Below are 18662 nucleotides of genomic sequence, written 5' to 3'. Positions count from 1 at the left end.
CATGCGACACCGGGGACCAATGCTTACCTATTGTTGATCACGCCCACTTGCGGGAAGGGCTTTGGTTCTTCCGGCACATCGGCGGCGGAGGCGAGCGTTTTTTGCCACAGGCCGACATCATGCCATTCGCCGAATTTGAACCCGACCTGTCGATAGACGCCCGCCCGCTGAAAACCGACGGATTCATGGAGGTCGATCCCGATTTCATTGGGCAGGGGAATGGCGGCGATGGCGTTGACGAACCCTTGTTCATGCAGCGTTTCGAGCAGGCATTCATACAGGATATGCCCCAATCCCTGACGATGCGATTGACCGGCGATATAGACCGCTGTCGACACGGTGAAGCGATAGGCCGGGCGGGGCCGAAACGCGGTGGCATAGGCAAAGCCAAGCACGACATCCGGCACTTCATCGTCGCAAATGACGATCCATGGATATAATTCCAGCCCATCGGCGATCCGTTTGCGCATCTCTTTGGTGGTCGGCGGGGTAGTTTCGAACGTGACGGCGGAGGTGACGACATAAGGGGCATAAATGCCTGCAATGTCTTCGGCATCATCGGGGGTCGCGGCGCGCAACTGGAGCATCAGAGAGTCCGAAACAAGAGGGCGGCGAGACCGTCGGCGCTTCTATCCCGTGTCCATGGCGATGCGGGCGTTACGGCCATGTCGCACTCAAGGCAGCGGACCTGCATGGCGGGACCGTTGATAATGAACCGGGCATCATAAGCGGCGCGCGCCAGCAACAAGGACGGTCGCCCCGCGATCCGGGTCCAGATATCGGCTGATCCGGCGCGTGGCCCCGCCTGCACCTGTCGCACATCGGCAAAACCGGCACTGGCCAGTTCATCGAGCCATGACCGCTGCGGTTCAAGGAAATTGAGCTTCGCCGATGCCGGGTCGAGCTTGGCCGCCTTTGCCGCAGCCAAAATGGCATCGTCCAGCGTGCCGAAATGATCGACCAGTCCCAATTGTCGCGCATTACTGCCGGACCAGACCCGGCCCTGCGCTATTTGGTCGACACGGGCGGGCGTCATGTGGCGTGACTTGGCCACCAGTCCGATAAAGCGGCGATAAATGTCTTCGACCCCCGATTGGATGATCGTGCTCATATCATTGGACGGGCCATGATAGAGATCGGGTTCACCGCTGAACGGTGTGGTTTTCACCCCATCTGCATGGAGGCCGAGCTTGTTCATCGCCCCTTCAAAGGTGGGGAAGATGCCGAATACGCCGATGGAGCCGGTGATCGTCCCCGGATCGGCGATGATCTGATCGGCGGCGGTCGCGACCCAATAGCCGCCCGATGCCGCCACGCCGCCCATCGACGCGATGACCGGGATGTTGCGGGCCTTGGCTTCGGCCAAAGCGCGGCGAATTTGTTCGGAGGCGAGGACCGAGCCGCCGGGGCTGTCGATACGGACGACCAGCGCCTTGATTCTGCCTTTGGCGATGGCCTCGCGGATCAAGGCGGCGATGGTGTCGCCCGCCGCGCTGCCGGGACCGGCCTCGCCATCGATGATCGGCCCGGAAACCGTGACTACGCCGATGTCGCCATGGTCGTGGCTTTCCTTGTGCGCGGCGACCCAATTATCAAGGGGAATGGCCTTGAACGGGGGCTGGGACTGATCTGCATGCCCGCTATTTGTCGCGCCGACTAACGCGATCATGCGCTGGTTCCATGCGGTGCGGTCGCCAATATGATCGACCAGCGCATAACGCTGCGCGAGGCTGGCAAGGTCGCCACCACGCGCGCGCAGCGCTGCGGCCATCTCAGCGACATAGGTGGTGGCGCGCGCCTTTGGACGTCCTTCGCGCACATCATTCTGCCAGTCTTGCCACAGGCCATTCGCTAATGCCTGTGCGGCTGCGCGCGCCTCTGGCGATGGATCGTTGCGGGTATAAGGCTCGACCGCGGCCTTATAGGTGCCGACCCGATAGACGCGGGCTTCGATCCCCAATTTGTCCATCAGGCCGCGATAATAAAGTTGCTGCCCGCCCGGCCCGGTGATGACCACCGCGCCTAATGGATCAAGCCATGCCTCGGTCGCATGGGCCGCGAGGCGGTAGCTGTCGTCGGAATAGGCGGTGGCAAAGGCGATGACCGGCTTGCCTTGTTGCCTGACGCGATCAAGCGCGGTCGTGATTTCCGACAGGGCCGCGGGCTGTGCACCGAGAAAGCCATCAAGGTCGAGGGCAACCGCCTTGACCCGTTTATCGGTCGCGGCGGTCGTCAATGCATGGACGACGTCGCGCAAGCGGATTTCATGGGACAGACGACCCGCATCACCATTTAGCAAGGCGGCGGGGCTGGTGCCGCTCGGCTGTTCGACGATGGTGCCGTCAAGATCGAGAACCAGCGCACCCTCGGATGGGATGGCGGGGGTCGGGGTTGAACTCAGCACCGCGTACAACAGGCCAAAGAACAATAAGAGGAACAGCAATACGAGCAGATTCTTGATACCCATCAAGATACGCCAAATCCATCGCACGATGGTCACTATTACTCCTCCTCGAACTGGTTCACTCCGGTGCTAACCCGGTCATGCGCCGAGGTAAACACCCGCTGGGCTTGTATCGTCGATTATGTTCAGCCTGTTGGCGAATAGGGGCCAAAGATTGGCCAAATGCGTCAGGCAATAGCGGGCAATAAAAAACCCGCCGCTGGCGAGGACCAGTAACGGGGTATCAGGCGTGTTGATCCGAGATGTTGATCAGACGGGGAGATGAATTAACGCTTCGGACCGCCAAGGGCTACGCCGGGTACCGAATCGGCTGCATGTGCCTGAATATTCATCAAATAATCAGTAGATTGAAGAAACGGTAACGGGTTCACGGCGCGGCCGTCGATGCGCACTTCATAATGGAGATGGCTACCGGTGGAACGGCCGGTCGAACCCATCAGCGCAATCAGATCGCCGCGCTTGACGCGGGTCATTGGCTGCACCAGAATTTTCGACAAATGGCCGAAACGGGTCTGGATGCCCTTGCCGTGTTCAAGCTCGACAAGATTGCCATAGCCATTGGCCCATTGGGCGCGGCCAACAATGCCATCGGCGGTGGCATAGATCGGGGTGCCGATCGGGCCGGAAATATCAAGGCCGGCATGCATGGCGCGGCCACCCTTGAACGGGTCGGCCCGCACGCCAAAGCTGGAGGTCAGGACCATCGACTTGACCGGCTTGGACGAGGGAATGGCGATGACGCCGGTTTCGATCTGGTCCAGCTTCTTCCATGATTGGAACAAGGCCTTGAACGCCGGATCGGCGCGACCGGTGATCGCTTCGAACGGACCGCCGACGGCTAAACCATTCGCGGCGGGCGCGCTGGCGGCGTTGGCGGTTGAGAGGTTGATCGACGTGACGCACAAAGTGGCAAGGGCGGCAAAACCGATATGGGCAGCGACGTTCATCTGCTTGCGGTCCCAAAGGCGCAGGCGAGACGACACAGCCTTGATCCCGTTGCAGTTCATCATATGGCGACCCTATTTTGCGACACCAACGAATGTTCGATTGCAGGCATGGACTGAAATCCTTGTGCCGGGTCGAAACATTCTAAAGCGCCCGTCTATTTCGACACCGAATCGGATCGAATTAAACGATGTGTCGTCATGTCTGTATCCCGGACGATGGGCAAGCCTTGGTGCATATTCGCGGGACAGAACGGGTCGTCGATGCGTTGAGTCGTTGAATCGAGGCTGAATGGAGACGGTTGCGCAGCCCGGTTTGACCTTCGGACGCATTGTTCAAACAGGATTTTTGGATATGTGACGGGTGTCAGTTTCTCGTCTGCGCCGCATCCGTGCGGGGCAAACCGGCACGGATTTGGCGGCAGTTGAGACGGATCAGCCAAGCGCCTTGGCAGCCTCCAGCACGATCTCGGCATGGCCCTTGACCTTCACCTTGCGCCAGATCTGATTGATCCGGCCATCGCGGTCGATCAGGAAGGTGGCGCGGTCGATGCCCATATATTGCCGACCATAAAGCGACTTTTCGATCCATGTGCCCCATGCTTCGCAGACCGATCCATCCAGATCGGAGACGAGCTGGATTTTCAGTTCATGCTTGGCCGCGAATTTCGCATGTTTGGCGGGTGGGTCTTTGGAGACGCCGACGACCAACACATCCGCCGCCGCATACGCATCCGCCAATGCGGAAAAGTCCTTGGCCTCGGTCGTGCAGCCGGGGGTGTCGTCCTTGGGGTAGAAATAGACGACCAATTTGCGGCCCTTGGCATCCGATGGCCGCCAATTGCCGCCATCAATAGTGGTCATCGCTACATCGGGGGCAGTTTCGCCAATATTCGCCATTATGCCGTTTCCTGTTCCGGGGGTAATTGATCTGCAAAGCCGTGCCAGATGGTCGCGATGCTGTGCCGTGCCGCGGTGTAATCGGCAAGCAGGCTTTCCCAATTTGCGCGGCCACAGCCATGGGCAACGACCGGCTTGGCGGCCTCTGGCACATTCTGGCTATCGGGCGCGATCAGCCGTAGCGCGACCAGCATCCTGCCCAACAGGCGATGTGCCTCGATCATCTGCGCGGGCAGCAGCCCGGCCTCGACCAGTGCCGCCACGGCCTGACCCAGCACCGGCGACAGGCCGGTGCGATGGGTGAGTTGCAGCAAGTGCAGCGTGAATTCGAGATCGACCAGCCCGCCGTCCGCCAGCTTGACATCAAGATCGCCCTTGGGCGGCTTGTGCTTGGCCATGTCGCGCCGCATCTTGACGATATCGGCGAGCAATTTGGCGGGGTCGCGGGGCAGATGGAGCGCCTTGTCCACGATTGTTTGCAAAGATGCACGGGCATCAAGGGAGCCGAACACGATGCGGGCGCGGGTCAGGGCCATATGCTCCCATGTCCAGGCCTGATGGAGCTGATATGTCTCGAAGCTCTCGAAATTGACCGCCAACAGACCTTGCGCGCCATTGGGTCGCAGTCTGGTATCGACCTCATAAAGCGGGCCAGCCGCCGTCGAAACGCTCATCGCGGCGATGATACGTTGCGACAGGCGGTTGAAATATTGCGTCGCGCCCAAGGGCTTGCGGCCATCGGATTCGGTCGCGTGATCGCCGGTGAAGAGGAATACCAGATCAAGGTCCGAGGCATGGGTCAGCGCCCCACCGCCCAGCCGCCCGAGCGCGAGAATGACCAGTTCGCCGCCCGCCACCTTGCCATGGGTCAATTCAAATTCGGCGATGGTGGCATCGGTCAGCACCTGCAATGCGGCCTCGGCAATCCGGCTATATCCTTGCGCTACGTCCATCGGGTCGGACGTGCCTTCGACCAATTGCACGCCCAAGGCAAAGCGTTCATCGCCGACCTGTTGGCGGACGCGGTCGAGCAATTGCTGATAATCCTCGTCCTTTTCGCCGCTGTCGCGAAATTTGGCGATGAGATCGGCAAGGGGGGCGGTCGGCTCAAATGCGCGGGCGTCGATCAGCCCTTCCAACAGCGCCGGGCGCCGCGCCAGATCTTCGGCCAGTGCGGGAGCAAGGCCGAGAATATTCGCCAAAAGGGTGGCGAGCGCCGGACGCGCCTCCAACAGCCGGAACAGGTTGATCCCGGTCGGGATGCGGGTCAGCAGATTATCAAAGCGATTGACCGCGCTGGTCGGATCGGGGGCCTTGCCAAGGGCCGCCAAGAGGTTCGGCAGCATCGCCTCAAACGCATCGCGCGCCGCCGGGGTGCGGAGGCAACGCACCCGGTCGGTGCGCCAACTGGTGATGCGTGCGCTCGTTGCCGCAGGATCGGGGAAGCCCAAGGCCGTGCAGCGTTCCAGCATTAGTTCGGGGTCCTGCGTAAAGCCGGTGTTCCCGTCATCGCTTAAGCTGTCATAGATATGGCCAACCTTGTCGATATGGGGACGGAGCGAGGCGAGCAGCGCGTCCGCATCCGCCAATCCATGAAGGCGAGCGACATTGTTGATGGCATCCGCATTGTCGGGCAGGCTGTGGGTCTGACGGTCGTCGACCATTTGCAGGCGATGTTCGATCTGGCGATAATAGATATAGGCATTGGCGAGCGCCTCCGCCTCATCCGCGCCGATCCGACCATGTGCCGCCAGCGCATGCAGCGCATCGAGCGTGGCCGGGGTGCGGAGCACGGGATCGCGCCCGCCATGGATCATCTGGTGGATCTGGGCGAAAAATTCGCATTCGCGAATCCCGCCGCGCCCGCGTTTCAGATCATAGCCGGGGCCAAAGGCCTGACCCTGTGCATAATGATCGCGGATGCGCCGGGAAATGCCGCGAATTTCGTTGATCGCCCCGAAATCAAGCGAGCGCCGCCAGACGAACGGGCGCAATTGATCGAGGAAATATTGGCCGAGCTGTGTATCTCCCGCCGCCGGGCGGGAGCGGATGAACGCCGCGCGCTCCCATGGCAGGGCCATTGATTCATAATAATTGATTGCGGATTCGACCGGCAGGGCAATCGGCGTTGCCTCTGGCGAGGGGCGCAGGCGCAAATCGACGCGAAACGCATAGCCATCGGCGGTGCGGGTCTGGAGCAGGTCGATCACCCTTTTGCCGAGGCGCACGGCGGCCTCGACCGGCTCGTCGCGTTCGCGGCGCGGCAGGGTGTTCGGATCAAACAGGAAAATCGGATCGATGTCGGATGAATAATTGAGTTCGCGACTGCCATGCTTGCCAAGGCCGATGATGGCAAAACCGCGCGGCGCTTCTCCCGGCATGCGTTCGTGAAAGGCTTGATTCAGCGCCTTGTCGAGCGCCCGGTCGGCAAAATCGGACAAGGCATGGGTGATCTCTTCAAAGCTTAACACCCCCGCCAGATCGCCAATCGCGGTGCATAAGGCGACGGCATCGCGTTCGCGGCGGAGCGAGATGCCTACATCATCAATCGCCAGCGCCTGTGCGCGGCCAAGGGCAAGGGCCCCCCACACATCACCGCCCGCCAATCGGTCCACGACCTCTGGCTGTTTTTCGATCAGGCGGCGCAGGAAGGGCGAATGAGCGTTTGCACGCTGAAGCGCGTTGGCAATATCGGCGGTCATGGCTATGGCTTAGCGCAATTCATTTCCAATAAGAACAGGCTTTCATTGCTTATGCGCCCTGAACAAGACGCCGATCTTGCCCGTCAACTTGCCGATGCCGCTGGCAATGCGATTCGCCCATTTTTTCGTGCCCCATTTACGCAGGAAAATAAGGACGACGCCTCGCCCGTGACCGAGGCCGACCGCGCCGCCGAACTGGCGATGCGCGCGATTATCGAGCGCGAGCGCCCGAATGACGGGATTATTGGCGAGGAATTCGGCGAAAAGCCGGGGACTTCGGGTCGGGTCTGGGTGCTTGATCCGATTGACGGCACCCGCAGCTTTATCGCGGGTCGCCCGATTTTCGGCACGTTGGTGGCGTTGATGCAGGAAGGCTGGCCGGTGCTGGGCGTGATTGATCAGCCGATTTCGGGGGAGCGCTGGGTCGGCCAGATGGGCAAACCGACGCTGCTGAACGGCCAGCCGGTGAACAGCCGCCGCTGCCGCGCATTGGAAGATGCGATTCTCGCCAGCACCGGCCCGCAATATTTCAGCCCGCACAAGGCCGAGCATTTCTCTCAAATGGCGCGGGGCTGCCGCGATACGGTCTGGGGCGGGGATTGCTATAATTATGCGCTGCTGGCGACCGGCCATGTCGATCTGGTCGTCGAATCGGGCCTCAAGCTCTATGACATTGCGGCATTGGTGCCGGTGGTCGAAGGCGCGGGCGGGATGATGTGCGATTGGAACGGCCACCCGCTGACCGCCGATAGCGAGGGCGATGTCATCGCCTTGGGCGACCCGGCGCGGCTGGAAGATGTGTTGGAGGCGCTTGCCTGCGGGCATTGAGGAGAGGGAGGCACACTTCCCCAAAACTTGCGCTCTACGCCGCACCGGTATAGCGGGCGCGATATGAGCAAACAGGCGGTTATTCTCTTGTCTGGCGGACTTGATTCGCTGGTGGTCGGCGGGCTGGCGCGGGAGGCAGGTTATAGCCTGCTGGCGCTGTCGATCGCTTATGGCCAGCGCCATGCCTGCGAATTGGAGGCAGCCAACCGGGTTGCGGCCCATTTGGGGGTGGAGCGCCATATCGTCTTGCCGATGGATTTGCGCGGTTTTGGCGGGTCTGCGCTGACGGCGGATATCGATGTGCCGAAAGCGGGCGTGGATGAGGGCGCGATCCCCGTTACTTATGTCCCGGCGCGCAACACGATCTTTTTGTCCCTGTGCCTTGGCTGGGCCGAGGCGGCGGGCGCGCGGGATTTGTTTATCGGGGTTAATGCGCTCGATTATTCCGGCTATCCCGATTGTCGCCCGGCCTTTGTCGAGGCGTTCGAAAATCTGGCGAATATCGCGACCAAGGCAGGGGTCGAGGGGGATCGTTTCACGGTCCATGCGCCGTTGCTGCATCTGGGCAAGGCCGAGATTGTGCGCGAAGGCACAAGGTTGGGCCTTGATATGGGGTTGAGCTGGTCCTGCTATGATCCGACGCCGGAAGGCATGCATTGCGGCCATTGCGATAGTTGCCGATTGCGCCATCAGGGTTTCGTCGATGCGGGCGTGGCTGATCCGACCATTTACAAGGCCCTGCCATGACCTATGCGGTGAAGGAAATCTTCCTCACCCTACAGGGTGAAGGGCGGCAGGCCGGGCGGCGCGCGGTGTTTTTGCGTTTTGCCGGGTGCAATTTATGGACCGGGCGGGAAGAGGATCGCGAAAAGGCGATCTGCCAATTCTGCGATACCGATTTTGTCGGCACCGATGGCGAGGGCGGCGGCAAGTTCACCTCTGCTGAGGCCTTGGCCGACCGCGTGGCCGAGTTTTGGGGGGCGGGCGAGGATCATCGCCTGATCGTCATTACCGGCGGGGAACCGTTGTTGCAGCTTGATCCCCCATTGTTGGACGCGTTGCATGTCCGTGGCTTTCAGGTCGCGGTCGAAAGCAATGGCACGATCATCGCGCCGCCGGGGATCGACTGGCTGTGCATCAGCCCCAAGGCCGGGGCCGAGATCGTGCAGAAATCCGGCGATGAATTGAAACTGGTCTGGCCACAGCCGGGGATCGACCCGGCGGAATTGGAGCAATGGGGTTTCGTCCATTTTCTGGTCCAGCCGATGGATTGCGCCGACCGCAAATCATCGGAACAAGCGGCGATCGAGCTGGTGATGGCTCGCCCGCGTTGGCGCTTGAGCGTCCAGTCGCACAAGATGCTGGGGTTGCAATAAGCGACTGTTTTGAGACGACTGGACCAATATGGGGACGTCTATAGTCGTGCCTGATATGGGAAGTGCCTAGCTGGATGCATGACGCATTCATTCCCGCCGCTTTTTCGCGCCTTTTTCATATGTTTGCTGTTCATGGGGCTGTGCGGGCCAGCAGAGGCGCAAATGCGCGATCTTGGCCCGATTGACGGGGTGCAGTTGAAGCTCTGTCGTCACCATGCCGACCGTCATTGCGTGATTGATGGCGACACTTTTCGTCTTGGCAGTACCAGCATCCGCATCGCCGATATCGATACGCCGGAAACTCATCCGCCGCGCTGTCCGCTTGAGGCGCGGCTGGGGCGGCAGGCGACATTGCGGTTGCAGGCGTTGCTGAATGCCGAGCCGTTCGAGTTGCGCGGCATATCGCGCGATCAGGATCGTTATGGGCGCAAATTGCGGTTGATCATGCGGGATGGGCGGTCGCTGGGCATGGTCCTTGTCGCTGAAGGGCTGGCGCGGCGTTATCATGGGCAAAGGCGGAAGGGTTGGTGCGGGGCCTAATTCGCCTTTGGCATCGGCGGGACCAGCATTTGCGGGTCGATCCGTTGATCCTGCCATTTCATCCCCCAATGGAGATGCGGCCCGGTGGAGCGCCCGCTGGTGCCAATCGCGCCCAAGGTCTGACCTTGGGTGATATGGTCGCCGACGGCCACATCGATGCGGGACAAATGGAGAAAGGCCGAGGTCAGCCCCATGCCATGGTCGATCATCAGCAAATGGCCCTCCAGCGTGAAGGGCGTTTCCTTGGCGGCGAGAATAACCACGCCATCGGCGGGCGCGACAATCGGCGTGCCGCTGGGCTGCGCGATATCGACCCCGCCATGATAGCTGCCCGCCACGCCCTGATAGATGCGCTGCGATCCGAAAAAGCCGCTTAATCGGCCCGTTGCCGGCCAGATGAAATGTTGTCGCCAGCCATTGCTATCCACCTTGATTGTGCGGGCTGCGGTCATTTGCGCGAGTTCGCCCGCGCGGATGCGCTCGAAATCGGCGGAGGGAATAGCGGCGGGGCGCATCGGGGTATCAACCCGTTCGATCTGCCATTGATGGGTGGCAATCGCGATGGATTGGGCGATCTGTTGGCCATTGCCAAGGGTCGCGATGAGCGCGGCGGCGGAGGCCGCATCCCGGCCAAAGCCGATCAGGAAGCGACCATCCGCTGCAAATGGCACAATTGCGCCATCAAGCTTGAGCGATGTGGTGCCTTTGGGGACATAGCCGGTGGCGGTGCCGCCCTGTTCGATCCGACCGGATAATTGAATCGGTGCATCCGCCTGGACCATCGGCGCACAGCATATCAAGGTACTTGCCAGCAGTCCTGCGACTTGCCGACAATAAAGCGGCTTCACTTGCCGAGCGCCGCCTTGGTGGCGATGTCGGCAGAGGCATAAGGCTCCTGCTTTTCGACGCTCCAATAACATAATTCGTCGAGCGTGATCGGCGCGCCCGATACCGCGCATACGACATGATCGCCATGGCTGAGCAGGCGGAACGTGCCGGCCATATAATGTAATTTGGCGGGACGGGACGCGGTGGATTTCAACATGACGGGCAATACCTGTTCAACAAATATGGTTTGGATATTAGAATAGCGATGGTTGCGCCGGTTTTCCAGTGCCGCCAGTTTTCGGGCCGGATTTGGGGCCGGACGCCCCGCCAGATCCGGCACCCGGTTGATCGATTCGAATATCGACTGCGCCGTCTGCGAAATGGAGCCTCATCTGTCCGGCCTTGCGCGCTTGCGCGGTATCGGTGATCGCATGGCCATTGGCCTCGACCCGCGCATAGCCGCGTTTCAGCACCAGATCGGGGTTGAGCGATGCCGCCAGCCGCCACAGCGCATCCAGTCTTTGGTGTTCGCGGTCGATCCGCTGGACCAAGATTTGGGGCCGGGGCGTGGCGGCGGTGAGCCGGGTCCGCGCCTGATCGAGCCGTGCCTGTAACAGGGCAGGGCGCAACGAACCCGCCAGCCGGTCCAACTCGCCACGCGCGCGGACATTGCGATGGGCAAGGGCGCGGGGCAGGCGGTCGGCCAGATCGTCCAGCCGTTGCTGGCGCTGTTCGATCAACCGTTGCGGCGGCGGCAACAGGCGCGACAAGGCGGCCAATCGTTCGCGCGCGCGTTCCTGATCGCGCCAGATCGCGCGGCTGGCGCGCAAGCCGAATTCGCGGATCATCGCGGTGAGTTCTGCGACGACCGGCACGGCGATTTCTGCGGCGGCTGTTGGGGTCGGGGCGCGGACATCGGCGGCGAAATCGCACAAGGTCGTATCGGTTTCATGGCCGACGGCGGAGATGATCGGAATGTCGCTGCCCGCCACGGCGCGGACGACGATTTCCTCGTTGAACGCCCATAAATCCTCAATTGAACCGCCGCCCCGCGCAACGATCAGCAGATCCGGGCGCGGCACTGGGCCATTAGGCGCGATCTGGTTGAAGCCATTGACGGCGGCCGCAACCTGCGCCGCCGCGCCTTCGCCTTGCACCAGTACCGGCCAGACGATCACATGGGTCGGGCAACGATCGGCAAGGCGGTGGAGAATATCGCGGATGACGGCACCGGTCGGCGAGGTGACGACGCCGATGACGCGCGGGAGATAGGGCAGGAGTACTTTGCGCTCGGGCGCGAACAGGCCTTCCGCCGCCAATTGGCGCTTGCGTTGTTCGAGCAGGGCCATCAGCGCGCCCGCGCCCGCGATTTCCATCCGGTCGGCGACGATCTGATATTTCGACCGGCCCGGGTAGGTGGTGAGCTTGCCGGTCGCGACGACCTCCAGCCCATCCTCCGGGCGGAACGGCAGTCGGGATACGGAGCCTTTCCACATCACGCCATCGAGCAGCGCATTTTCATCCTTGAGCGCGAAATAGAAATGGCCGGATGCCGCCCGTTTCACCCCCGATAATTCGCCGCGCACCCGGACAAGGCCGAAACGATCCTCGACGCTGCGCTTCAATGCCGCAGACAATTCCGATACGCTAAGGGCTGGTGCGTTGTCCCCGGGCGTGGCTTCGGCTAACAGCCGGGCGTTATCCTCATTGTCGGAAAGATCGTTCATGAATGTCCTGTTGATCGGATCGGGTGGCCGCGAACATGCGCTGGCATGGAAGCTGGCGCAATCCCCAACGCTCGATACGCTGTATGCCGCGCCGGGCAACCCCGGAATTGCGGCTTTTGCCGAATTGACCGATCTGGATGTGACGGACCATGTGGCGGTCATCGCCTTTTGTCAGGATAAGGCCATCGGCCTTGTCATGGTCGGGCCGGAAGCGCCGTTGGTCGATGGCCTAGGTGATTCGCTGCGGGCGGCGGGCGTGCCGATCTTCGGCCCCGGCAGGCTGGCCGCGCAGTTGGAAGGCTCCAAGGGCTTTACCAAGGATATGTGCGCCCGCGCCGATATTCCCACGGCCGCCTATGCGCGCCATGACAACAAGGCGGCGGCATTGGCCGATCTGGAACGCTTTGGCCTGCCGGTGGTGATCAAGGCCGATGGCCTTGCCGCGGGCAAGGGCGTGATTATCGCCGAAACCCGCGCACAGGCGGTGGATGCGATCGAAGAGATGTTCGGCGGCGGCTTTGGCACGGCGGGCGCTTCGGTGGTGATCGAAGAATTCATGACCGGCGAAGAGGCGAGCTTCTTTGCCCTGACCGATGGCGTGAACGTCCTCGCCTTTGGGTCCGCGCAGGATCACAAGCGCGTTGGCGATGGCGACACCGGCCCTAATACCGGCGGGATGGGCGCGTATAGCCCGGCTTTTGTGCTGACGCCCGAACTGGAAGAGGCCGTGATGGCGCGGATTATTCGCCCGACGGTCAAGACCATGGCGGATGAGGGCATGCCCTATATCGGCGTGTTGTTTGCCGGGCTGATGCTGACGGACCAAGGGCCGAAGCTGATCGAATATAATGCGCGGTTCGGCGATCCGGAAACGCAGGTGCTGATGATGCGCCTGACGGATGATCTGTTGCCGATCTTGCTCGCAGCCGCGAACGGCACGCTGGATCGCATTGCGCCGTTGACCTTTGATGCGCGGGTGGCGTTGACGGTGGTGATGGCGGCCAAGGGCTATCCCGGCACACCGGAAAAGGGCGGCGCGATCAACGGCATTGATCATGTGAGCGGGGACGATCTCGTCGTTTTCCATGCCGGGACGGCGTTGAAGGATGGGCAGCTCGTGGCCAATGGCGGACGGGTGTTGAACGTGACGGCGCGTGCCGCGACAGTCGGCGCGGCACAAGCGGCGGCCTATCGCGCGGTCGATGGCATCGATTTTGCCACCGGTTTTTGCCGTCGAGATATTGGCTGGCGTGAAGTCGCGCGGGAGCAGGCGGAGGGCTGAGGCGTAACGCCTTAGCTCAAAGGAATCGCTGCGATCTCGGCAAAGGCCGGGCGGGCCAAGAGTCGGTCATACCAGTCGCGCACATGTGGCCGGTCTGGCCGGTCGATGTCGAGCGTGAACCATGTATGGGCATAGACCCCCATCGGCACATCGAACACGCCGAATTGATCGCCCGATAGCCACGGCTGTTGGGCGAGGGCGGCATCCAGCACGGCCATCATGTCGCCGGATTTCTTGGCGGATAGCGCAATGGCTTCATGATTGCGGTCGGGCGCTGGCACGCGGATGAGATTGCCAAAGGCGCGGCGCTGGGCATCGGCATAGGCAAATTGCCAGTCCATCCATTTATCGCCCTGTGCGCGGATCGCCGGGTTTGAGGGCCAGAAACGATCCGCGCCATATTGCGCGGCGAGATAGCGCAGGATGGCGTTCGATTCCCATAAGATCATCCCTGCATCCTCGATGGTCGGGATCAGGGCGTTGGGATTTTTCGCGAGATAGGCCGCATCCATACCGAATTGCCCGCCGACATCATGGCGGACAAATGGCAGGCCCAGTTCTTGCGCGAACCAGACGATCTTTTTCACATTATGGGAATTGATGCGGCCCCAGATCGTCAACATGGCTTTTAGCTCCGATAATCGGCGTTGATGCTGATATAGCCATGGGTCAGGTCGCAGGTCCACACGGTCGCGCGGCCATGGCCGAGGTGAAGATCAACGGCGATGTCGATGTCATGGCCCTTGAGATGCGCGGCGACCGGGGCTTCGTCATAGCCCTCAACCGCCAGACCGCCCTCGGCCACGATGGTGGTGCCAAAGCGGATCGAAAGCTGGTCGCGTTCGGCGGGTTCGCCCGCCTTGCCGACAGCCATGACGATGCGGCCCCAATTGGCGTCCTCGCCCGCGATGGCGGTTTTGACCAATGGGCTATTGGCGATGGACAGGGCGATGCGATGGGCGCTCATGTCATCGACCGCGCCTGACACGTCGATCCGGATGAACTTGCTCGCCCCTTCGCCGTCTTTCACGACGAGATGCGCGAGTTGCAGGCAGAGATCGGTCAACGCCGCCTGAAAGGCTTCGGCCCCCACATCGTCCATGTTGTTGAGCGGCGCATTGCCCGCCGCCCCCGTCGCAAAGGCGAGGACGGTGTCGGAGGTGGAGGTGTCGCTATCGACCGTGATGCAGGAAAAGCTGGTCTTGTTCGCTGCCGACAACATGTGCTGGAGCAGCGCCGGGGACACGGCGGCATCGGTGAAGACATAGCCGAGCATCGTCGCCATGTCGGGCGCGATCATGCCGGAGCCTTTGATGATGCCGACAAGATTCACAGTCTTGTCGCCGATCACGGCCTTGGTCACGGCGGCCTTGGCAAAGGTGTCGGTCGTCATGATCGTCTCTGCCGCTGCTTCCCAGCCGCAAGGTTCGGCATGGAGCGCATTGTCGATCCCCGCCATCGCCTTGTCGATCGGTAGCGGCACGCCGATCACGCCGGTCGATGATACGAACACCTGCGCGGCATCGCAGCCCAGCTCCTGTGCGATGCGACCGGTGATGGCCTCTACCGCCGCGCGGCCACGATGGCCGGTAAAGGCGTTGGAATTGCCCGCATTGACGATCAGCGCGCGGGCCTGGCCCTTGCCCTCATTGAGCGCCGACCGGCACCATTCGACCTCGGGTGAGGGGCATTTGCTGGTGGTGGTGACGCCTGCGGCGCTGGTGCCTGATGCAAGGGTGACAAAAGTCAGGTCGCAGCGGTCCCATTGCTTGTAGCGGGCGCGGGCGACACGCAAGGTCACGCCTTCAATCGCGGGCAGATCAGGGAATGCGGCAGGGGCCAGCGGCGAACGTTCGGACATGATCGGTCTTTCGATGCGTAATAGACGGTAGGGTTTATTGAGCGGTCCAGCCGCCGTCGACGGAGTAATTCGCCCCCGTAATCGACTTGGCCTCATCGCGGCAGAGGAAAAGCGCCAGCGCCGCGATTTCTTCCGGCATGGCCATGGAACGCTGCGGGCTGGACGCGAGCAAGACCTCGTTCAACACCTGTTCGCGGGTCATGTTGCGCGTTTTCATCGTGTCGGGGATCTGCTTTTCTACCAAGGGCGTCCAGACATAGCCCGGCGAAATGCAATTGGCGGTGATGCCGTCGCGAGCGGTTTCCAGTGCCACCGTCTTGGTGAGGCCCGTCAGCCCGTGCTTGACCGAGACATAAGCGGATTTGTTGGGACTGGCGGTCAGGCTATGGGCGGAGGCGGTGGAGATAATTCGGCCCCAGCCCTTGGCCTTCATCTGCGGCACCACGCCCCGAATCAGGAGAAACGGCGCGGTGAGCATGATCGCGACGATTTGATCCCATTTTTCCAGCGGGAAATCTTCGACCGGGCAGACATGCTGAATGCCGGCATTGTTGATGAGAATATCCACCCCGCCCAGTTCCGCTGCGGCCTGATCGAGCATCTGCTGCACGCCTTGCGGATTGGCGAGATCGGCACCGCAGAAAGTGGCGGTGGTGCCGCTCAGGCTGCGCAGCTCGGCAAGCTGGGCCTCGATTTCGGCCGCATCGCCAAAGCCGTTGATCACGATCGCCGCACCCTCGCGGGCGAGTGCTGTCGCATAGGCCGCCCCGATGCCGGAGGTGGAGCCGGTGATCAGCGCCGTCTTGCCCTTGAGAAACATGAAGCCATCCCTTTCACGTCGCGCGGACATCCAACAGCGGAATCGCGCACATTGTCCAATGTGTTAATCTTGTGCCCTGATATGGCCGGTCCAGTCATGATTGGGCAAGCGTTTTGCCAATGATGAAGGGTCATTATAGTGCCAGACAGCGCGCACAGGGGCGGCTTTGAGCAGCTTTGGAGAGTATTCATACTCTGGAATTAAGACGAACGAGAATCTTCTATCCGAGTTTGCAAAATTGGGATAGGATGATTCGCTGCCTAAATGTTTTTCACTGAGGGCATCTGGAAGAATGCGGTCGGCCCGACGCAGTTTTCTTGCGATACGCGATACGGGCGACCTGGAAAGATTTGAAGAGCATGGGTTTTGATAGAGGGCGGCGCGGTCAGCGCGGTGGACGTGACAAGCGCGATGATTTCGGTGGTGAAGGCGGTTTTGATCCCTTCGCCAATCGTGGCGGCTTCGGCGGCGATCGTGGTGGCTTCGGTGGCGGTTTTGGCGACCGCGGCGGTTTCGGCGGTGGTGATCGTGGCGGCTTCGGCGGCGGTGATCGCGCAGGTGGCGGCGGCTTCGGCGGCGGTCGCAGCGGCGGCGGTTTCGGCGGCGGTCGTGGCGGTGGCGGCGGTGGCGGTATGCCCCCGCAGGTTATCGGCGAAGGTTCCGGCGTCGTTAAGTTCTTCAATGGCCAAAAGGGTTTTGGCTTCATCGTGCGTGATGATGGCGGCGAAGATGTGTTCGTGCACATTTCGGCTGTTGAACAGGCCGGCCTGACTGGTCTGGCTGATGGCCAGCCGCTGCGTTTCACGCTGGTTGATCGTGGTGGCCGTATTTCGGCAACCGATCTTCAGATTGATGGCGAACCGATGCCGGTCGAAGAACGTGCTCCGCGCGAACCGCGTGAACCGCGCCCTGCCGGTGCTGGTGGTTTCGAGCGCAATGCTGGACCGCAGCGTCAGCTCACTGGTGAACGTGCTTCTGGTACGGTGAAGTTCTTTAACGCGATGAAGGGTTTCGGTTTCATCCAGCGCGATGATGGCCAGCCTGATGCATTCGTGCACATCTCGGCAGTTGAACGTGCCGGCATGCCTTCGTTGAACGAAGGTGATCGTCTCGAATTCGATATTGAGATTGATCGTCGCGGCAAATATGCGGCTGTGAATTTGCAGCAGTCCGCCTGATCTGCCTCAGATCGGAATAGAGATTGGGCGCGTGGGCAATAGCCTGCGCGCCCTTTTTCTTGTCAATTTTCTGCGTTTCAATCATCCACCATGTCCCGACAGATGATCCGGCGATAGAAATTGGGTTATAATTGCCCGGCTAACTTCATGCTATAATCGCCGGTGCGCGATAAAATCACATGGTCGACCAGTTGCAATGCCAGCGCATGGCAACCTCTGACCAATTGCCGTGTGAGTTCGATGTCGGCGATGCTGGGACGAGGGTCGCCACTCGGATGATTATGCGCCAGCGCCAATTGTCTGGCGCCGATTAACAGCCCGTGCCGAAGTATCAAAGGGGTGTTGAAGCTGACGGCATTTGCCAATCCATCAGAAAGACGCCAACCGCCGATGAGACGTTCGCCACTGCCTAGAAAATAGATATGTGCATATTCTTCGCTTGCGCGCGCGAGTCCTGCTGCCGATGCCAGCCAATTGTGCTGGCCGTCGTGCAATGCATGGGCTGTGGGTAACTCGAACGCTACTTTACTCATAGGATGTAGGTTGTGATTGCTATTCGATCGAGCGCAAGCGGCAGCGAATCCAAATCGGATTGAAATTTGTCAAGTTGATTTGGTTGGATGAGCTTAAGCTGTGGCAACTTATAATAAACGGTATGAGATTATATATGTTTATATTTTAGTTATATCCACTATATAAAATACATATTTATAATATATTTAATATAATTTTTAAATATCAAAATAAAATTACAATATTTAAATAAAATTAAACTTATAATTATTTAGATTAGTTCTAACACGCCTATTGTTTTGTAAATAATTTATAAAATTTCATGCAAATATAAGGCGTTTTTGTCCAATATGGTCCAATATTGGGCTAACCCATCCCCGCCAAATTGATTGCGATTATATCTGTAGCCTTTTGATCTGGCGCAGAACTCCGGCGGGACGAAATTGCGATGCGCAGGTGATCACGCAAGGATCATTGCTTGTGCTCATATAGTCGTTGGCTGCCGCGCCAATTTTTATCAACGCCTGTGAAATAAGTGCGCGGCGATATGGCTATAATGCCATGCTGGTTGGGAGGCAGGGGTTGGCCTCTCGACTAATGTATTTTCCACAAATGAGGAAAATGGTGGGCGTGGCAAGGATTGAACTTGCGACCCCTGCGATGTCAACACAGTGCTCTACCACTGAGCTACACGCCCAC

At 60.4% G+C, this 18662-nt stretch carries 18 protein-coding genes and 1 tRNA gene; 6 read left to right on the top strand and 13 right to left on the bottom strand.

All coding sequences use genetic code 11. The annotated features are described in order from the left end of the window. Positions 1 to 23 precede the first annotated feature (23 nt). The 5 genes from K6117_RS10770 to K6117_RS10750 form a co-directional block, all read right to left on the bottom strand. Positions 24 to 587 (bottom strand): GNAT family N-acetyltransferase, encoded by a 564-nt coding sequence (locus K6117_RS10770; protein ID WP_221794860.1) that lies wholly within the window; start codon positions 585 to 587, stop codon positions 24 to 26. Then, the gene (sppA, locus tag K6117_RS10765) at positions 587 to 2467 is read right to left on the bottom strand and encodes a signal peptide peptidase SppA (RefSeq protein ID WP_246605040.1); all 1881 of its coding nucleotides are present in this window, start codon (positions 2465 to 2467) and stop codon (positions 587 to 589) included. The genes K6117_RS10770 and sppA overlap by 1 nt, the downstream gene beginning before the upstream one ends. Positions 2468 to 2730: 263 nt before the next feature. Continuing rightward, a complete protein-coding gene (locus tag K6117_RS10760) occupies positions 2731 to 3474 on the bottom strand; it encodes a M23 family metallopeptidase (protein ID WP_221794855.1) in 744 nt (247 codons plus the stop codon). 369 nt (positions 3475 to 3843) lie between these two features. Continuing rightward, positions 3844 to 4308: a peroxiredoxin gene (locus K6117_RS10755; RefSeq protein WP_221794852.1), complete on the bottom strand. Its 465-nt coding sequence runs from the start codon at positions 4306 to 4308 to the stop codon at positions 3844 to 3846. Further along, positions 4308 to 7010 (bottom strand): bifunctional [glutamine synthetase] adenylyltransferase/[glutamine synthetase]-adenylyl-L-tyrosine phosphorylase, encoded by a 2703-nt coding sequence (locus tag K6117_RS10750; RefSeq protein ID WP_221794850.1) that lies wholly within the window; start codon positions 7008 to 7010, stop codon positions 4308 to 4310. Before K6117_RS10750 ends, K6117_RS10755 begins: the two co-directional genes overlap by 1 nt. Before the next feature lie 51 nt (positions 7011 to 7061). Between K6117_RS10750 and hisN the strand changes: the two genes are divergently transcribed. The 4 genes from hisN (at position 7062) to K6117_RS10730 (ending at position 9754) form a co-directional block, all read left to right on the top strand. Next, positions 7062 to 7838: a histidinol-phosphatase gene (gene hisN / locus K6117_RS10745; RefSeq protein ID WP_221794848.1), complete on the top strand. Its 777-nt coding sequence runs from the start codon at positions 7062 to 7064 to the stop codon at positions 7836 to 7838. A gap of 63 nt (positions 7839 to 7901) precedes the next feature. After that, a complete protein-coding gene (gene queC / locus K6117_RS10740) occupies positions 7902 to 8585 on the top strand; it encodes a 7-cyano-7-deazaguanine synthase QueC (RefSeq protein ID WP_221794846.1) in 684 nt (227 codons plus the stop codon). Continuing rightward, on the top strand, positions 8582 to 9214 hold the full coding sequence (gene queE, locus K6117_RS10735; protein WP_221794844.1) for a 7-carboxy-7-deazaguanine synthase: 633 nt from the start codon (positions 8582 to 8584) through the stop codon (positions 9212 to 9214). The genes queC and queE overlap by 4 nt, the downstream gene beginning before the upstream one ends. Before the next feature lie 78 nt (positions 9215 to 9292). After that, on the top strand, positions 9293 to 9754 hold the full coding sequence (locus K6117_RS10730; protein ID WP_246605039.1) for a thermonuclease family protein: 462 nt from the start codon (positions 9293 to 9295) through the stop codon (positions 9752 to 9754). On the opposite strand, the gene K6117_RS10725 is transcribed toward K6117_RS10730, so the two are convergent. From K6117_RS10725 to xseA, 3 genes are all read right to left on the bottom strand, one after another. After that, complete coding sequence (locus tag K6117_RS10725) at positions 9751 to 10536, bottom strand: M23 family metallopeptidase (RefSeq protein ID WP_221794842.1); 786 nt, start codon at positions 10534 to 10536, stop codon at positions 9751 to 9753. The genes K6117_RS10730 and K6117_RS10725 overlap by 4 nt on opposite strands. A gap of 62 nt (positions 10537 to 10598) precedes the next feature. Continuing rightward, entirely contained in the window at positions 10599 to 10799 is a 201-nt protein-coding gene (locus K6117_RS10720) for a DUF2093 domain-containing protein (RefSeq protein ID WP_221794840.1), read from the bottom strand. A 37-nt stretch (positions 10800 to 10836) separates the two neighbouring features. Beyond that, positions 10837 to 12309 (bottom strand): exodeoxyribonuclease VII large subunit, encoded by a 1473-nt coding sequence (xseA, locus tag K6117_RS10715; RefSeq protein ID WP_221794838.1) that lies wholly within the window; start codon positions 12307 to 12309, stop codon positions 10837 to 10839. Between xseA and purD the strand changes: the two genes are divergently transcribed. Further along, positions 12308 to 13591, top strand: a complete 1284-nt coding sequence (purD, locus tag K6117_RS10710; protein ID WP_221794836.1) for a phosphoribosylamine--glycine ligase — start codon at positions 12308 to 12310, stop codon at positions 13589 to 13591. The two genes, xseA and purD, sit on opposite strands and share 2 nt — an antisense overlap. A gap of 11 nt (positions 13592 to 13602) precedes the next feature. On the opposite strand, the gene K6117_RS10705 is transcribed toward purD, so the two are convergent. From K6117_RS10705 to K6117_RS10695, 3 genes are read right to left on the bottom strand one after another with little or no spacing between them, the layout of a single operon-like run. Continuing rightward, positions 13603 to 14214 carry a glutathione S-transferase family protein gene (locus tag K6117_RS10705; RefSeq protein WP_221794834.1) on the bottom strand — a complete coding sequence of 204 codons (612 nt, stop codon included), beginning with the start codon at positions 14212 to 14214 and terminating at the stop codon, positions 13603 to 13605. A gap of 5 nt (positions 14215 to 14219) precedes the next feature. After that, positions 14220 to 15452, bottom strand: a complete 1233-nt coding sequence (gene argJ / locus K6117_RS10700) for a bifunctional glutamate N-acetyltransferase/amino-acid acetyltransferase ArgJ (RefSeq protein WP_221794832.1) — start codon at positions 15450 to 15452, stop codon at positions 14220 to 14222. A gap of 34 nt (positions 15453 to 15486) precedes the next feature. Further along, the gene (locus K6117_RS10695) at positions 15487 to 16272 is read right to left on the bottom strand and encodes a 3-hydroxybutyrate dehydrogenase (RefSeq protein ID WP_221795106.1); all 786 of its coding nucleotides are present in this window, start codon (positions 16270 to 16272) and stop codon (positions 15487 to 15489) included. A 359-nt stretch (positions 16273 to 16631) separates the two neighbouring features. On the opposite strand from K6117_RS10695, the gene K6117_RS14555 reads away from it, so the two are divergent. Then, positions 16632 to 17450 (top strand): cold-shock protein, encoded by an 819-nt coding sequence (locus tag K6117_RS14555; RefSeq protein ID WP_221794830.1) that lies wholly within the window; start codon positions 16632 to 16634, stop codon positions 17448 to 17450. Between the two features lie 125 nt (positions 17451 to 17575). Here the strand turns inward: K6117_RS14555 and K6117_RS10685 are convergent, their stop codons facing one another. After that, the gene (locus K6117_RS10685) at positions 17576 to 17983 is read right to left on the bottom strand and encodes a JAB domain-containing protein (protein ID WP_221794828.1); all 408 of its coding nucleotides are present in this window, start codon (positions 17981 to 17983) and stop codon (positions 17576 to 17578) included. Between the two features lie 602 nt (positions 17984 to 18585). Continuing rightward, positions 18586 to 18660, bottom strand: a tRNA-Val gene (locus tag K6117_RS10680). Positions 18661 to 18662: the final 2 nt, after the last annotated feature.

Source organism: Alteraquisediminimonas sediminicola (genome assembly GCF_019740335.1).
GTDB classification, from domain to species: domain Bacteria; phylum Pseudomonadota; class Alphaproteobacteria; order Sphingomonadales; family Sphingomonadaceae; genus Alteraquisediminimonas; species Alteraquisediminimonas sediminicola.
Note: the sequence above shows the minus strand (reverse complement) of the source record. Positions and strands in the feature narration are given on the sequence as shown.

Excerpts from the sequence above, each read along its gene's own strand:
- K6117_RS10770 (WP_221794860.1), bottom strand. The coding sequence starts at position 587 with ATGCTCCAGTTGCGCGCCGCGACCCCCGATGATGCCGAAGACATTGCA.
- sppA (WP_246605040.1), bottom strand. The coding sequence starts at position 2,467 with ATGGGTATCAAGAATCTGCTCGTATTGCTGTTCCTCTTATTGTTCTTT.
- K6117_RS10760 (WP_221794855.1), bottom strand. The coding sequence starts at position 3,474 with ATGATGAACTGCAACGGGATCAAGGCTGTGTCGTCTCGCCTGCGCCTT.
- K6117_RS10755 (WP_221794852.1), bottom strand. The coding sequence starts at position 4,308 with ATGGCGAATATTGGCGAAACTGCCCCCGATGTAGCGATGACCACTATT.
- K6117_RS10750 (WP_221794850.1), bottom strand. The coding sequence starts at position 7,010 with ATGACCGCCGATATTGCCAACGCGCTTCAGCGTGCAAACGCTCATTCG.
- hisN (WP_221794848.1), top strand. The coding sequence starts at position 7,062 with ATGCGCCCTGAACAAGACGCCGATCTTGCCCGTCAACTTGCCGATGCC.
- queC (WP_221794846.1), top strand. The coding sequence starts at position 7,902 with ATGAGCAAACAGGCGGTTATTCTCTTGTCTGGCGGACTTGATTCGCTG.
- queE (WP_221794844.1), top strand. The coding sequence starts at position 8,582 with ATGACCTATGCGGTGAAGGAAATCTTCCTCACCCTACAGGGTGAAGGG.
- K6117_RS10730 (WP_246605039.1), top strand. The coding sequence starts at position 9,293 with ATGACGCATTCATTCCCGCCGCTTTTTCGCGCCTTTTTCATATGTTTG.
- K6117_RS10725 (WP_221794842.1), bottom strand. The coding sequence starts at position 10,536 with ATGGTCCAGGCGGATGCACCGATTCAATTATCCGGTCGGATCGAACAG.
- K6117_RS10720 (WP_221794840.1), bottom strand. The coding sequence starts at position 10,799 with ATGTTGAAATCCACCGCGTCCCGTCCCGCCAAATTACATTATATGGCC.
- purD (WP_221794836.1), top strand. The coding sequence starts at position 12,308 with ATGAATGTCCTGTTGATCGGATCGGGTGGCCGCGAACATGCGCTGGCA.
- xseA (WP_221794838.1), bottom strand. The coding sequence starts at position 12,309 with ATGAACGATCTTTCCGACAATGAGGATAACGCCCGGCTGTTAGCCGAA.
- K6117_RS10705 (WP_221794834.1), bottom strand. The coding sequence starts at position 14,214 with ATGTTGACGATCTGGGGCCGCATCAATTCCCATAATGTGAAAAAGATC.
- argJ (WP_221794832.1), bottom strand. The coding sequence starts at position 15,452 with ATGTCCGAACGTTCGCCGCTGGCCCCTGCCGCATTCCCTGATCTGCCC.
- K6117_RS10695 (WP_221795106.1), bottom strand. The coding sequence starts at position 16,272 with ATGTTTCTCAAGGGCAAGACGGCGCTGATCACCGGCTCCACCTCCGGC.
- K6117_RS14555 (WP_221794830.1), top strand. The coding sequence starts at position 16,632 with ATGGGTTTTGATAGAGGGCGGCGCGGTCAGCGCGGTGGACGTGACAAG.
- K6117_RS10685 (WP_221794828.1), bottom strand. The coding sequence starts at position 17,983 with ATGAGTAAAGTAGCGTTCGAGTTACCCACAGCCCATGCATTGCACGAC.